14 protein-coding genes are annotated in these 14829 nt (G+C 68.8%); 3 read left to right on the top strand and 11 right to left on the bottom strand.

All coding sequences use genetic code 11. From position 1 onward, the window contains the following. Positions 1 to 13 precede the first annotated feature (13 nt). Positions 14 to 1129, top strand: coding sequence for a cytochrome P450 (locus V5P93_RS00445; RefSeq protein WP_104483433.1), 1116 nt, complete (start codon positions 14 to 16; stop codon positions 1127 to 1129). Here V5P93_RS00445 and V5P93_RS00440 read toward each other — a convergent pair. From V5P93_RS00440 to V5P93_RS00420, 5 genes are all read right to left on the bottom strand, one after another. After that, positions 1126 to 2295, bottom strand: a complete 1170-nt coding sequence (locus V5P93_RS00440; protein WP_219824204.1) for an ABC transporter permease — start codon at positions 2293 to 2295, stop codon at positions 1126 to 1128. The genes V5P93_RS00445 and V5P93_RS00440 overlap by 4 nt on opposite strands. Positions 2296 to 2362: 67 nt before the next feature. Further along, positions 2363 to 3112 (bottom strand): ABC transporter ATP-binding protein, encoded by a 750-nt coding sequence (locus V5P93_RS00435; protein WP_281261704.1) that lies wholly within the window; start codon positions 3110 to 3112, stop codon positions 2363 to 2365. Further along, positions 3109 to 4461, bottom strand: coding sequence for a peptidoglycan-binding protein (locus V5P93_RS00430; RefSeq protein WP_146108398.1), 1353 nt, complete (start codon positions 4459 to 4461; stop codon positions 3109 to 3111). Before V5P93_RS00430 ends, V5P93_RS00435 begins: the two co-directional genes overlap by 4 nt. Before the next feature lie 42 nt (positions 4462 to 4503). Beyond that, on the bottom strand, positions 4504 to 5388 hold the full coding sequence (locus V5P93_RS00425; RefSeq protein WP_146108399.1) for a hypothetical protein: 885 nt from the start codon (positions 5386 to 5388) through the stop codon (positions 4504 to 4506). A 156-nt stretch (positions 5389 to 5544) separates the two neighbouring features. After that, complete coding sequence (locus tag V5P93_RS00420) at positions 5545 to 5961, bottom strand: peptidase inhibitor family I36 protein (RefSeq protein WP_104483417.1); 417 nt, start codon at positions 5959 to 5961, stop codon at positions 5545 to 5547. Positions 5962 to 6400: 439 nt separating this feature from the next. Between V5P93_RS00420 and V5P93_RS00415 the strand changes: the two genes are divergently transcribed. Then, on the top strand, positions 6401 to 6730 hold the full coding sequence (locus V5P93_RS00415) for a rhodanese-like domain-containing protein (protein ID WP_104483418.1): 330 nt from the start codon (positions 6401 to 6403) through the stop codon (positions 6728 to 6730). A gap of 2 nt (positions 6731 to 6732) precedes the next feature. Beyond that, a complete protein-coding gene (locus V5P93_RS00410; protein ID WP_104483419.1) occupies positions 6733 to 7623 on the top strand; it encodes a DUF4328 domain-containing protein in 891 nt (296 codons plus the stop codon). On the opposite strand, the gene V5P93_RS00405 is transcribed toward V5P93_RS00410, so the two are convergent. From V5P93_RS00405 to V5P93_RS00380, 6 genes are all read right to left on the bottom strand, one after another. Further along, positions 7620 to 9413: a cation acetate symporter gene (locus V5P93_RS00405; protein ID WP_104483435.1), complete on the bottom strand. Its 1794-nt coding sequence runs from the start codon at positions 9411 to 9413 to the stop codon at positions 7620 to 7622. The genes V5P93_RS00410 and V5P93_RS00405 overlap by 4 nt on opposite strands. 34 nt (positions 9414 to 9447) lie before the next feature. Continuing rightward, complete coding sequence (locus tag V5P93_RS00400; protein WP_104483420.1) at positions 9448 to 9849, bottom strand: hypothetical protein; 402 nt, start codon at positions 9847 to 9849, stop codon at positions 9448 to 9450. Further along, complete coding sequence (locus tag V5P93_RS00395) at positions 9846 to 10655, bottom strand: LytTR family DNA-binding domain-containing protein (protein ID WP_104483421.1); 810 nt, start codon at positions 10653 to 10655, stop codon at positions 9846 to 9848. Before V5P93_RS00395 ends, V5P93_RS00400 begins: the two co-directional genes overlap by 4 nt. A 169-nt stretch (positions 10656 to 10824) precedes the next feature. Continuing rightward, complete coding sequence (locus V5P93_RS00390) at positions 10825 to 11697, bottom strand: S49 family peptidase (RefSeq protein ID WP_104483422.1); 873 nt, start codon at positions 11695 to 11697, stop codon at positions 10825 to 10827. A 94-nt stretch (positions 11698 to 11791) separates the two neighbouring features. Further along, positions 11792 to 13048: a histidine kinase gene (locus V5P93_RS00385; RefSeq protein WP_245931794.1), complete on the bottom strand. Its 1257-nt coding sequence runs from the start codon at positions 13046 to 13048 to the stop codon at positions 11792 to 11794. 70 nt (positions 13049 to 13118) lie between these two features. Beyond that, on the bottom strand, positions 13119 to 13982 hold the full coding sequence (locus tag V5P93_RS00380) for a DNA-formamidopyrimidine glycosylase family protein (RefSeq protein WP_104483436.1): 864 nt from the start codon (positions 13980 to 13982) through the stop codon (positions 13119 to 13121). Positions 13983 to 14829: the final 847 nt, after the last annotated feature.

Raw genomic sequence — 14829 nt, 5'->3', positions numbered from 1 at the left:
GACCTTCGCGGCCATGCGGGCGGCGGGCGAGGTGCACTGGCACGAGGAGTTGGGCCTCCCGGTGGCGGTCTCCCACGCGGCCTGCTCGGCGGTCCTGCGCGACCGCGGGCTGGGTCGCGTCTGGACGGACCGCGGCCTGGTGTTCCCCGCGTTCAACCAGCTGCACCGGGATTCCCTGCTGGAGAACGAACCCCCGAAGCACACCCGCCTCCGCAGGCTGGTGTCGGCGGCGTTCGGCCGGGGCCACACGGAACGGTTGCGGTCCCGAGTGGAGGCACTGGCGGACACGGTGGTGCGCGGGCTGGCCGACCGGATCGCGGCGGACGGCTCGGCCGACCTGCTGGGCATGGTCGCGGGACCGCTGCCGGTCGAGGTGATCGGGGAACTGCTGGGGGTTCCCCAGGCGGATCGCCAGCAGCTGCGCCCCTGGTCGAACGCGATCGTGAAGATGTACGAGTACGACCTGCCGCTCGCCCAGGCGGTGGCGGCCGAGCAGGCGTCCGCCGAGTTCACCGAGTACCTCCAGGACCTGGCGACGCGCCGAGCGGCCGAGCCGGGCGTCGACCTGATCAGCGACCTGGTCGCCGTCCGCGACGGCTCGGACCGGCTCACCGGGGACGAACTGGTCGCCACCTGCGTGCTGCTGCTGATGGCGGGCCACGAGGCGACCGTGAACGTCATCGCCAACGGCGTGTTGGCCCTGATGCGCAACCGCGACCAGTGGGACCTCTTGGTGGCCAACCCGGATCTGCTCCCCACCGCCGTGGAGGAACTGGTCCGCTACGACGCACCACTCCAGCTGTTCGAGCGGACCGCCACCACCGAGGTCGAGATCGCGGGGACGGTCGTCCGACCCGGCACCAAGATCGCCGCCCTCCTCGGCGCCGCCGCGCGGGACCCCGAGGTCTTCCCGAACCCCGACACCCTCGACATCACCCGGACCCCCAACAACCACCTCGGCTTCGGCGCGGGCATCCACTACTGCGTCGGCGCGCCGCTGGCCCGCGTCGAGGTCGCCGCCACCCTCCGCGCCCTCACCACCCACCTCCCCGACCTCCACCTGACCACCGCGCCGAAACGCCGCCCGGAGTTCGTCATCCGAGGTCTCAAACGGCTCCAGGTCGCTTAGCGGCGGAACGCTTCGACGGGTTCGATGCGGGTAGCCCGCAATGCGGGGTACGTGCCCGCAGCCAGCCCGATCAGGGTTCCCACAACCGGTGCCGGGAGGAACGCCCAGGGCTGGATCACCGGCGTCCAACCCTGGGTGACGGACACGACGGTGACGGTCACGGCGCCGACCGAAGCGCCGATGAGTCCACCGATCGTGCCCACGATCCCGCTCTCCGTGAGGAATTGCAGGGCTATGTGCTTGCGGTGCGCACCGAGCGCCCGCCGCAGCCCGACTTCGGGGGTGCGCTCCAGCACCGACACCAGCATCGTGTTCGCGATGCCGAGCCCACCGATGACGAGGCACACCAGCGCGAGGATCATGAAGAGTTGGCCCAGGTCACCCGCGACGTTGTCGTGCAGGGCGTGCGGGTCGGGGGGCGCGGTGACGCTCAGCGCGGAGGGGTTGTCCGGGCGGAGCGCGAACGCGACCTGGCGCGCCACGACGGGAGCCGCGCCCATCTTGGTGTCGACCAGCATCTGCTCGTTGGCCGCCACACCGGCGGGTGTCGGCCACAGGTCGCCCGCCGTGCTCATCGGGATCAGGATGGCGGACAGCACCTCGGGTCTGCGCTCGGTGTCACCGAGGATCCCGATGACGGTGGCGGGCACCCCGCCGAGCAAGATCGCGGGCCCGCGATCGAGGTTCGAGATCCCGAGTCGACGAGCCGCATTGACCCCGAGCACGACCACCCGATCCGCGCGCTCCTGCATCCCCCGGTCGAACACCCGCCCCTGGACCTCGGTGGGGTGCACGGCGTCGAAGAAGCCCGCGGTCGCGGCGACGACATCGATGTCCTGGTAGCCCCCGGGGTCGACCGAGGTGTTGCTGATCTTGCCGACGAAGTCGGCGGGAACGGTCCGGAACGTCCCGGCGTTCACGACACCGAGGATGCCCATGGCGCGGTCGTCGGCGTCCTCGGGGAGCAGGCTGCGGGAGCTGCCCGCGCCATCGTCGCCTCCGGTGTCCTCCGGGGCCTTGACCAGCACCTCGGTCGCCGACAGCACGTTGAACCGCTGGGAGATCTGGTTCGCCGTCGTGGTCGTCAAGCCGAGCACCGCCACCAGGGTGCCCACGCCGAGCACGATGCCCAACGCGGTCAGCGCGGTTCTGCTCGGCCGCTGCACTATTCCGGAGATCGCTTCATCGAGGAGGTCGGCAAAGGTGAAGGTGGGTGGTCGATCGCCACGCGTGCTACGACGGAATCCCATGTCCCGTTCCCAACCACGTGTCCTGCGGGCGACCCGACTCCGTCAGGTGCCCGTCCCGCATGGTCAGTGTGCGACCGGCCCGCCGGGCGACCGCCGTGTCGTGCGTGACGGTGACGATCGTCATGCCATCGGCGTTCAGGTCACCGACCAGGCTGAGGACAGCTCCCGCGTTGGCCGAATCCAGGTTCCCAGTCGGTTCGTCGCAGAGCAGGAGGGCTGGGCGGACCGCCAGCGCGCGGGCGATCGCCACCCGCTGGCGCTCGCCACCGGACATCCGCGCGGGAACCGCGTCCACGCGGTGGCTGAGCCCCACCCGCGCCAGCGCTTCGCGAGCGATGCCGCGCCGCAGTCGTCGAGGGGTGCCGCCGTAGAGCAGTCCCAGCATCACGTTCTCCTCGGCGGTGCGGTGCGCGATGAGGTGGAACGCCTGGAAGACGAAACCCAGCTTCCGTGAGCGGAGCCCGGCGCGCGCGACATCGGAGAGCTCACCGGTGGCTATACCGGTCAGCTCGTAGGTTCCCTCGGTCGGGCGGTCCAGCAGTCCCAGGATGTTCAGCAGAGTCGACTTGCCCGACCCCGACGGTCCGATGATCGCGACGTGGTCGCCCTGGTTGATGACGAGGTCGACAGGGCGGACAGCGTGCACGGGTGTCTCACCCGGGTACGTGAGGCCGCACCCGCGCAGCGCCATCACCGGCTGCGCGGCAACCTGGACCGCGCCGGGCCGGGTCACCGCGGGGGTCCGGTGGTGTCGGACAGGTTCGCCGACGAGATCAGCACCCGGTCCCCCTCGTTGAGCTTCGCCGACAGCGCCTCGACCGAGACCAGGCCGTTCGCGTTCGTCCCCGGGGTGACCGCGATCGTGTCCCGGCGACCGTCCGGCAGACGTCGCACGATGTTGACGCTGCCGTCCGCCTTGGAGAACAGCGCCGAGATCGGGACGACGAACACCTTGGCGGGTGTGGGCGCCCCGGTGAAGGTCAGGCGCACGTTCTGCCCGGAGAGCTTGCTCTCCAGCGGGGAGTCCGGTCTCACCACCACCGGGTAGTAAGGGGGGACTCCGGCATCGGGGGTCAACTCCCCGACGGACAGGACTTTGCCGGTGAACGACTTCCCGAGCACCTCGGAGAACACCTCGACCGGCTGGTCGACACCGATGCGCCTGCCGTCGGACGAGTTGATCTTCGCGGTGACGGTGAGCTCGCCCGCGGAGATCCGCAGTCCCGCGGTTTGCGCCTTGCCCGGCTCGCCCCCTCCACCCTGCTCGGTGGGTCCCCCGGCCAGGGAAGGTACGGCCAGCACCCGCGCCGGGTAGTTGGGCACGAAGAGGAACTCAGACAGCGGGAGCATGGCCCCGCTCTTGGCGCGGAGTTCGGCCAGTTCGGACCGCGCGCCGCTGAGGTCCCGCTTGGCGCGCGAGATCTTCTTCTGGAGCCCGTCGGCATCCGGTCCGGGTTCCGCGACCTGCAGGTCGGCGAGGGCGTCTTCCAGGGCGGTGACGTTCTTCTCGGCCGCCTTGACCGCCAGTTGGTCCGACTCTCCCGTTGTGGCAGGTGGGTACCCGATGGAGTCGTAAAGCCGTTGCACGGCGGATTTCGTCTCCGGCCCGAACAGTTCGCCCGCCGAGGTGGGTCCGAATCCGAGACCGACCAACGCGGAGTTGAGCTGGGCCACGTCCTTGCCCCGACTGCCCGGCCGCAAGTCCCGGTAGGCCGGGACAACGCCCGGCAACGTGAGGACCGGTCTGCCGGAAACCTCCATCACGACCTGCCCGGCACCGATCTCCTCACCGGGCTTCACCCGCACACCGGTCACGACCGGCTGCGCGGCGGTCGCGCCACCGCTCATCGGGGTGAAACCCAGTTCCACGCTGGCACCGACCTCACCGCGGGTGACGATGGTCGCCTGGAGAACCCGGTACTCGATCGGCGCGGTGAGTTCCGTTTCAGGCGGTGGGGCCACCTCCAGGGCGGCCTGCGCGGGCGATTTGAACCACCGACCCGCGAAGAAGCCGACCACGAGGAGACTTGCCGCCGCGCCGACGGCGATCACCGCGAGCAAGCGGCGTCGTCTTGAGTTCACGCTAGTCATCCACCAGTCCCGGTCACGCGCGGCGTCATCGCCCTATCCACCGACTATCTCGCCTGCCTTGCGCAGGACGTTCTCCAGCAGGGCACGCTGTGCGCGCAGCACTTCGGCGTTCTTCTCGATGCTCTGCTTCTGGTAAGCGGTGTCGACCGCGTAGCTCACGTTGTTCACATCGGCCTGCCTGCGGCACGCGAGGTCGGCGAGCGCCGTTCGAACCTCTTCCTTGTTCGCCGATTCGCCGGTCCACTGGCTGTCGTTGTTGGCGGCCCAGGGGTCGCGGTAATCAAATCCCGACTGTTTCATGCACTCGGTCCACTTGGCATAGGCCGCACGCACTCGGGAGTCCGAGCGCAGCCGGTCCATGGACTCGCCCTTGAGCCCGATCGCGACGTTCTCATCATACGATTCGGCATCGGTTTTGACGCCGGACATCGTCGACCGGGCCTCGGCGAGGCAACCACCAGGAGGCACCGGGACCCCGTTGTGGACCGATTGCCCCCGACCGGTCAGGATGTTCTGCTCCGCCTCGGACGGTTTCTTCCCACCCGAGGATTTGTGGACCTGTTCGGGTACCCGGTGGTAGCCGTACTGCTGCACTTCGGCCGCGACGTTGATCCCGTAGCGGGCATCCGTCATCCGCGGCGTGTCCTCGGTGGTCGACGGGATCGGTTCGAACCCGAACCGCGCCATGCACTTGTTGACCAACACCAACTGCGCCTTGACAATGAGGTCGTTCTGTTCGCGCGTCGGCTGGTAGAAGTCCAGCGGGAGGTCCAGGAACTGCTTGTCATTGATATCAGCGCCCGGCCCGAGCGCGGGCTCCGGCCCAAGGTTGCCCTGGTTCGTGGCACTGCCGTCGGTGCCGCTGCAACCGGAAACCACAAGAAGGCACGTCGATAGTGCCAAGACCGCCCGCCGCACGATTCCTCCAGAACAGTTGCACGTCATCCCAGGGACGTGGAGTGCGACAACCCGGGTTGCCGCACTCCACGCACGTTCACCACTGCGACCTTGCCGACCTTGCAAACGCAGAACCAAAGCTCACAAATGCATTGACCTTACCATGGCGACTTGAAACTACTTCGCCCAGTTGTGCGAACTGACACCCGCGTCCTGGAAGGTCGGCAGGTTGTTCCGCCACAGCCCCGGGGCGAACCTCGCGACCAGGCCACCGGTGTAGTTCGTGTCGCGGAACAGTTCGACCTTGTCGTACCCACCGGTCGTTCCGTTGTTGTACGCGGAACCGACCCGGTCATTGATGTTGCCCGGCACGTAGAGACCCGAGCTGTTCAAGAACTGGTAGGAGGTGTACGGAGTGAGGGCGGTCTGGGTCGTGAACGCGCCGCCTCCACCCTGGTACGACCCCTCGTAGAGGCACACCTCGCCCGGGTCGCAAATGTAGAGCGAGGCCGACGCCGCCGTTGCGGTTCCGATGGTCAGACCCACCGCCGCCGCCGCGATCATGAAATACCTAACAGGGTTGAACTTTGCCATTACCGTCCCCAATTTTAGGTTGACAAAGCAACGAAACAGGGTTAGGCACAGAAAGACTGCAGGGCTGGCGACCGCCAGCCTCGCACATGCTTTTCACGCGCCCCCAGTTGCGCCAAAAAGGAGCCTATAGACGGGGGCTTCTATCGGGTAGCGACCAAGCGGGTGTGATCGACATCTCAAGAATGAGCATTGCGATTACTCTCGCATGACCACGCCGGGCAATATAGGAAACCTCCCAATACTTGTTAAGTATTGGGAGTGGGACACCCGGAGTAAACACCTTGGTGTGGTACTCCCCGGCCGCGCGGTGCGTGCCCCAGCGCCTTGGCCGCGCACCGACGCACTTGGCGAGTCGCCGCCGAGGTCGCCGTCCGGGTGGCCGCCGGGTGCGGCCCCTTCACCCGCGCGCTACGGGGGTTCGTGGCAGCATCGACGCGTGATGCCCAACAGCGTGCCCACCGTGACCGTGCCCGACCTGCCGAACGGGGCGACCCTGCTCGACGTGCGCGAACCGGACGAGTGGAACGCGGGGCACGCGCCGGGGGCGTTGCACATCCCGATGGGTGAGTTGGCGGAGCGGTTGGACGACCTGCCGCCGGACGCGCACCTCTATGTCATCTGCCGGTCCGGGGGGCGCTCCGCGCGGGTGACCCAGTACCTCAACGCCAACGGGTGGGACGCGACCAACGTCGACGGCGGCATGCAGTCGTGGGACGCGCTCGGGCACCAGGTGGTCGCCGAGGGTGGCGCGGACCCGCAGGTCATCTGACCGTGTACCCGGGCCAGCGGTTCGAGTGGGTGGCGACCCCGCCGCCGGGGGCGGATCCGACCCCGGCGCACGGTTTCCGGCTGCCCTACCTCGGTCCGCCCGCCTACCGCACACCGCCGCGCTGGGGTTTCCCGGCGCTCGCGTGGCGCAGGCCGACCTCGGTCGCGGGTGGGCCCGCAGAACCGCCGGTCGAGCGGGTGCGGAGCCGGGCCCGGTTGGCCGTGTCCGCGCTGTGGGTGGTGGCGGTCGTCGCCGGGATCGCGGCGGGTGCGGAGATCTGGCGGTACGGGCTGCTGCTGGCCAGCCGCACCGGCGCGTTGTCGCGGGACGCCGTGCAGATCTCGGACAGCCTGGTCGTCACCGGCTCGGTGTTGTCCCTGGCCGGTGGGTTGATCGCCGCGGCCACCTGCCTGTGGTGGATCGGGTCCGCGCGCCGGGTGGCCACCGAGTCCGCCGGGTACCTGCCCGCGCGGCCGGACTGGCACCTGCTGCCCGGGCTGCTCATCCCCGGCGTCAACCTGGTCGTGCCCGGTGCCGTCCTGGCCGAGTTGGAGCACGCGGTGCTGCGCCGCTCCGCCGAGCAGCGCCCGCGGCCGTCGGCGCTGCTGAAGTCGTGGTGGATCACCTGGGCGGGCGCGGGCGTGCTGTGCGCGGTGACCATCGCCTGGCGCTTCCGCGATTCCGTGCAGGCCCAGGCCGACGGTGTGCTGCTGTCCGCGGCCACCGACCTCGCCGCCGCGGCCGTCGCGGTGCTCACCGCCCGCGTCGTCACCCGGCTGACCACCCTGTTGGCCCCGATCGAACCCTCGTCGGTTCGGCTGCTGCGCGTGATCCGCGTCCAAGGCGCGCCGGAGGCCGCCCGGGCCGAACGCCCCGCGACCGCCGCCCGCTAGCGCCGGTGGCGACCGTTCGCCAACCGGGTGCGCTCCTCGGCGGTGCCGAAGCGGGCGATGTCGCGGTCGCGGATGAAGCCGAGGCGGTCCGGGGCGTGCATGCGCATGCGGATCCGGTTGGTGTCCGGCGGGATGCGGCCCTGGGTGGCTTTGCTCGTCACAACAACAACGAGGAACGCCACGGGCACCGTCACCAAGGCGGGCTGCTGGAGGAACTCCGGTGCCCAGTTGCCCGTGTACCCGCTGACCGTCGTGATTACCAGTGACACCAGCACCAGCACGCCGCCGACCAGCATCCCCGCCACCGCGCCGACCCAGGTGATCTTGCGCCACCAGATGCCCAGCAGCAGCACCGGGCAGAACGTCGACGCGGCCAGGGCGAACGACAGGCCCACGGTCAGCGAGATGTCACCGGGCCGCAGCACCAAGGCCAACGCCAACGGCACGCTGCCCGCCAACGCCGCGCCGAAGCGGAAATCCCGGATCCGCCCTTTGAGCACGTCTGTCGACAACACCCCGGCGACGCTCACGACCAGACCCGACGACGTCGACAGGAACGCCGCGAACGCGCCCGCCGCCGTGATCGCGCCCAGGATCTCCCCGGTCAGGTTCGGCGCGATCTTCATCGGCAGCGCCAGCACCGCCGCGTCCGTGCGCCCGCTGACCAGCAGCTCCGGCACGTAGATCCGGGACAGGGCGCCGATCAGCACGGGGAAGATGTAGAACAACCCCAGCAGCAGCAGGACGTGCAGGGTCGTGCGGCGGGCCGCGCGCCCATCGGGGTTGGTGTAGAAGCGGACCAGCACGTGCGGCAGGCCCATCGTGCCCAGGAACAGCGCGATGATCAGCGAGTACGTGGTGAACAGGTCGTCGGACCCGTTCACCGGCCGCAGCCAGCTCGCGTTGTCCGTCGGCGCGCGGTCCACGACCGGCGTCGGCGACCCGGCGGTGAACCACAGCTCGGTGCCCTCTTCGACGGCGTGCACCCCCTTGCCCCAGTACACGATGCTGTCGACCGGCGCGCCGTCCACCCAGCCGCGCGCGCGCAGCAGCAGCCCTTCTTCCGTGCGGAGCTGCACATCGGTCTCGACGGTCACGGTCGCGTCGGCGGGGAACCGCGGCGGCAGCGGCTCAGACAGCCCGACCGCCCGGTCCACCCCGGCGACCCCGCCCTGCCCGACGAAGATCACGCACAGCACGAACGTCGGCGCGGCGATGGCGAACAGCTTCAACCAGTACTGGAAGGCCTGCACGACCGTCACCGCGCGCATGCCGCCGCCGAACACGTTGACGATCACCAGCACCGCGACCAGCGCCGCGCCCACCCAACTCGGCACCGACGGCAGGATCTGGTGCACCGTCAGCCCGGCGCCCTGGAACTGCGGCACCAGGTACAGGATGCCGATGAACACCACGAACGCCGTCGACAGCTGGCGCAACCCGGGCGAGCCCAGCCGCGCCTCGCAGAAGTCGGGCAGCGTGTACGCGCCGGAGCGGCGCAGCGGTGCGGCCACGAACAGCATCAGCGCGAGGTAGCCGCCGGTGAAACCGATCGGGTACCAGAGCGCGTCGGCGCCGTCCTTGAAGACCAGGCCCGCGACACCGAGGAACGACGCCGCGGACAGGTACTCACCGGAGACCGCCGCCGCGTTGCGCCGCGACCGGACCGTGCGCCGCGCGACCAGGAAGTCCTGCGTGGTGCTGGCCTGCCGGGAGCTGCGGAAGCCGAGGGAGAACGTGGCCAGGCCGACGAGCAGGATCGCCGCGACGGCCCACAGGTTCAGTTCCAACTCGCCCGATCCCACTCGTACAACGGGTGGCCCGTTACTTCTCGACCATGTCGACGAAGTCGCGTTCGTGGCCCTCGGCTAGCACGTTGTACCAATAGCCGACGCCGAACAACAGGGGGAACGGCAGGACTCCCAGCAGCAACCACGGCAGCGAAACACCCGCCACCCGCACATCGGACATGTCGGGCACCAGGTAGAACACCAGCGGCAGGGCGCCGAACGCCACCCCGATCACCAGCGCCAACCGCACCGAGGTCCAGAACTGGATCCGGATGAACGAGCGCACGACCTCCTCGGCCCAGCTCGTCTGCTCCTCCAGCTCGACCACCGTGCGCAGGACGGTGACCGGTGCCCGCGAGTCGGCGAGGATCACCTTCTTGCGGCGCGGCCTCGACTGCGGGAGGTCCCCGGGCGCGCCCGCCGGGTTCTTCGTCACGCCCCGCCGCCCCGCACCAGCCGGTCCTTGAGCTCGCGGGTGTGCCGCCTGCTGACCGGCAGCACCTTCTCCTCGTGCCCGATGACCACGGAGTAGCCGGAGCCGCCCATGCGCAGCTCGGTGATCAGTGAGATCGGCACCAGGTAGGAGCGGTGGATGCGCACGAACCCGGCCTTCTCCCAGCGCTCCTCCAGCTGCGCGAGCGGGATGCGCACCAGGTGCGAACCGTCGGAGGTGTAGAGCCGGGCGTAGTCGCCCTGCGCCTCGACCCAGCGCACCGAGGCCCGCGAGACCAGCTTGGTGGTACCCGCGAGTTCGACCGGGATGACCTCGTCGTCGCGCTGCTCGGGCACCGACGCCTGGGTGCCGCCGCCGTTCTGGTGGATCTTGGCCAGCACCCGCTCCACGGCCTTGTCCATCCGCGGCTGCTCGGCCGGTTTGAGCAGGTAGTCGACCGCGCCGAGCTCGAAGGCGGCCACCGCCTCGTGGCTGTGCGCGGTGACGAAGACCAGCACCGGCGCGGGTTTGAACCCGGCCAGCACCTTGGCCAGCTCCATGCCGGTGAGCCCGGGCATGTCCAGGTCGGCGAACACCGCGTCGACCACCGACAGGCCCTGGTCCTTGCGGCCCGCCAACTCGGGGTCGTCACCGGAGAGCTGCAGCAGCGCCTCGGTCGCGTCGAACGCGGTGAGGACCCGGCGCACGTGCCGGTTGCCGTTGAGCCGTTCGACGAGCACGTCCATACCGGCCTTCTCGTCGTCGACGGCGAGGACGACGAGGCCAGGGGTGTTGTTCGCTGTACTCACGGTTGGCGCAATCTTTGCCGATCGGTCGGGGCGGTGCGGGTGCGCGCCTGCCGACGGTTGTGGGTCGGCCGGACACCCACCACAGGGTGACGTATACCGCGCGATTGTGACAGGGCGCTCACCCCCGGCGCACCCCCGGTCGCCCCACGTGCCGGGATCGCGCTGGCCGCTAGAGCCCGAAGCGCGACCAGGCCGCCCGGTTCTCCGCCGCCTCCAGCAGCGCGAACAGCTTGTCCGATGTGGACATGGCGAACCCGGGCGGGCCGCCGAGGCCGAGTCGGGCCAGCAGCGGGCGGCGCGGCTCGGCGACGGCGATCTCCGCGTCCGGGTACCGCTCGCCCACCACCGAGCGCAGGCTGCCCAGGCCGTCGACGAGGCCGAGCTCGTGCGCCTTGGCGCCGGTCCAGATCTCGCCGGAGAACAGGTCCTCGGCACCGCCCTTGAGCTTGTCGCCGCGGCGCTCGCGCACCCAGTCGGCGAACTGCTCGTGCAGCTCGTCGAGCTGGGTGGACAGCCAGGCCACGTCCTCGGGCTTCTCCGGCTGGAACGGGTCGAGCCGGACCTTGCGGGTGCCCGCGGTGTGCACGCGCCGCTCCACGCCGAAGCGCTCCAGCAGCCCGGCCAGGCCGAACCCGGAGGAGACCACGCCGATCGACCCGACCAGCGACGACGGGTGCGCGTGGATCTCGTCGCCCGCGCAGGCCAGCAGGTAGCCGCCGGAGGCCGCGACGTCCTCGCAGAAGGCCAGCACCGGCACGCTCTTCTTCGCGGCCAGCTCGCGGATCCGCTCGGCGACCAGCGAGGACTGGGTCGGCGCGCCGCCCGGGGAGTTGATCGCCAGCGCCACCGCGACCAGCCGGTCGTGGTCGAAGGCCCTGGTCAACGCCGACTCCACGGTGTTGAGGTTGATCGCGCCCCGGGCCACCGGCGACGGCGTCGGGGTGATCAGGCCGTGCAGCTTGACCACCGCAACCACCGGCGCGCGGTCGCCGCGGTCGCCGATGCGGGGCAGTCGGGACGCCAGCTTCTCGGTCACGCTCATAACGCGCAACACTACGTGCGCGGGCCTGAGAACGGCGTGTGTTCGCACCGCCTGATCAGCGGCGTTGCGCCGCGGAGCGCACTGGCGCCCCGCGCTAGGCCGCGCTCTTCGGCCCGGTGGGACCGCCCACCACTTCCTCGTCCTCCTCGACGTCGTCGACGGAGAAGTCGGGCAGGTCGGGGCGCACCCCGGGGAAGTACTTGGGCACCCGCAGCGTGATCTTCATGCCCGCCCCGGGAGCGGTCTCGACCATCAACGCGTAGTCGTCGCCGAAGACCTGCCGCATCCGGTGGTTGATGTTGCCGACACCGACGTGCGACCCGGTCTTGTGCGCGTCCCGCAGGTCCTCGAACAGCCGATCGGCGTCCATCCCCACACCGTCGTCCTCGACGGTGATCAAAGCCTCGTTGCCGTTGTCGTGCGCGAACACGCTGACCGTGCCCCCACCGGGCTTCTTCGCGATCCCGTGCCGCACCGCGTTCTCCACCAGCGGCTGCAACACCAGGAACGGCACCACCACCGACTGCACCTCGGGTGCGATCCGCAACCGCACGCTGAGCCGCTCGCCGTACCGCGCGCACTCGATGGTCAGGTACCGGTCGATGTTGCTCAGCTCGTCGGCCAACGTCGCGAACAACCCGGACGTGCGGAACGAGTACCGCGTGAAGGCGGCGAAGTCCTGCAGCAGCTCACGCGACTGCTCGGGGTCCGTGCGGATCAACGACGAGATCGTGTTGAGCGTGTTGTAGATGAAGTGCGGCGAGATCTGCGCCCGCAGGGCCCGCGTCTCCGCCCGCGCCAGCTGCTGCTTCGACTCGTCGAGCTTGGCCAGCTCGAGCTGGATGCACAGGAAGTGCGCCACCTCGTCGGTGGCCCGCAGCAACCGCTTGCCGTCCACCCCACCGACCACGACCAGCGCGCCCTCGACCTGCCCGTCGATGATCAGCGGCACGATCACCGCGGTGCGCATCGGACAACTACCCCGCCGCCTGCACTGCAGGTTCTCGTGCTGGATGTGCGCCCGGTGCCCGTGCCGAACCGAGTCGACGATCGACTCGGCCAGGTCGTCGTAGTGCTCGTTGGCCGCGCCATCCCACGACAACAGCCGCCCCTGCGCATCCGAGATGCCAACAGCCACGCACTTGAGCATCTGCCGCAACTCGGTGGTCGCCTGGTCAGCGGCTTGCTCGGTCAACCCGTTGCGCAACTCCGGCGCGGCCCTCGACAGCCGCTTGACCGTGTCCAGCACGGCATCGTGCACCGACGCCGACTTCCGCGGCCGACACAACACCGCGAACAACCCGAGCACAACAAGCGTGGCGAGGATCCCCACCACCGCTCGCTCGGTCAACCAACTCACCTTGGCAATGCTCCCGTTTCACCAGCAGGTGTGACAAGACCGCCCCAAGGTACCCGCTCCGTCACTTGAGCAGCCTCGACATCCGCCGATCCGCCAGCGGCTTCCCCCCGGTCTGGCACGTCGCGCAGTACTGGAACGACTTGTCGGCGAGCGACACCTCCCGCACCGTGTCCCCACAAACCGGACACGGCAAGCCGGTCCGCGCGTGCACCCGCAACCCCGACCTCTTCTCCCCCTTCAACCGCGCAGCCGCCTGCCCCACAGACCGCTCCACCGCATCCCCCAACACCGACCGCACCGCTTCGTACAGCCGATCAACCGACTCCTCATCCAGCCGCCCCGGCGCCGCATACGGCGACAACCGAGCCACATGCATGATCTCGTCCGAGTAAGCGTTCCCAATCCCCGCGATCACCCGCTGACTGGTCAACAAGGTCTTCAACCGCTCGGTACGCCCACCCAACAACGCCCCGAATTCATCCCGCGTCAACGCAAGCGCATCAGGCCCAAGAGTGGCGATCTGCTCAATAAGCATCGGATCCTCAGTGATCCAAACCGCCAACCCCTTTTTCGTACCGGCCTCAGTAAGATCAAACCCAGGGCCCTCCCCAGGCGCCCCGAGATGCACCCGCAGCGCCAACGGCCCCTTCCCCGGCTTGGGCGGCACCGCCGACATGCTGTCCGCCCACCTCAACCACCCGGCCCGCGCCAAGTGCGTGACCAGGTGAATCCCCCCAACATCAAGGTCGAGGTACTTGCCGAACCGCCCAACCCCGGTCACCTCCCGCCCGTGCAACGCGGTCCACGGCGGACTGGCCGTCTTCAACACACTCAACGACGCCACATCAACCCGCGCCACAACCCGCCCCACAGCGTGCTCACGCAAGTGATGAGCAAGGGCCTCCACCTCAGGCAACTCCGGCACCCCCTCATTCTCCCCCACCCACCCCCCTTTGTCATTCCCACCTCCACTATTCCCACCCCCTTACCTCTTACCCCTTACCCCTCACTCCCTCTCCCCCACCCCCTCTTACTCCCCCTCACTCCCCGCACCCACCCAACCACCCCAAGAAATCCCTCCCACCCATTCCCAACCCCCCACAATCTCTGTAACACATTGCACGCACCACTTGCAATCACCCCCCACCCCCACCCTCATTCACACCCGCAGCACCCAAAAATCACCCACCGCAATCACCACCCCCACCCCAAGAACCAACACCCCACCCCTCAACACCCCCCAAACCCAATGATCAACCCCCCCACCCCCACTACAAACCACAAGATCTCCCCACACCACAACCAAATCCATCACATAAATCTACACCCGTAGAAGAACAACACCCCACTCCCCAACCACAAATTCCCACTTTTACCAATCACCCAAAGTAACCCCATCTCGCCCCCCAACCACCCAATCCCACCAACCCGCAAGAAATCTTCACACCACCAGCCCACTAAGCAACGGAACCACAAGTCGGCAGATAGTAGTCATCAACACCCCCCAAACCACCCCCGAAAAACTAGGACCCCCTGATCTTCCCCAGCAAAACCCGAGGCCCCCTCCGTCTAACCGGCCACCCCGAAGCCCACACGCCCGCCCAATCAGCGCCCAGCCGACAAAGACCCACACGGAGAACCCGCGAACCCGAAGATGATCGAACAACCACAAGCCAAACCCTCAAGACACAACAACCCCACAAGATCAACCGATCCTGTGGGGTTCATGGTCGAGGAAACGTTCGCCTAACCGGCCAAGCCAACCTTCAGCA

It is taken from the genome of Actinokineospora auranticolor, assembly GCF_041897805.1.
GTDB classification, from domain to species: Bacteria; Actinomycetota; Actinomycetes; order Mycobacteriales; family Pseudonocardiaceae; genus Actinokineospora; species Actinokineospora auranticolor.
The sequence above is the reverse complement of the archived record's forward strand: the minus strand, read 5'-3'. Positions and strand labels throughout refer to the sequence as shown.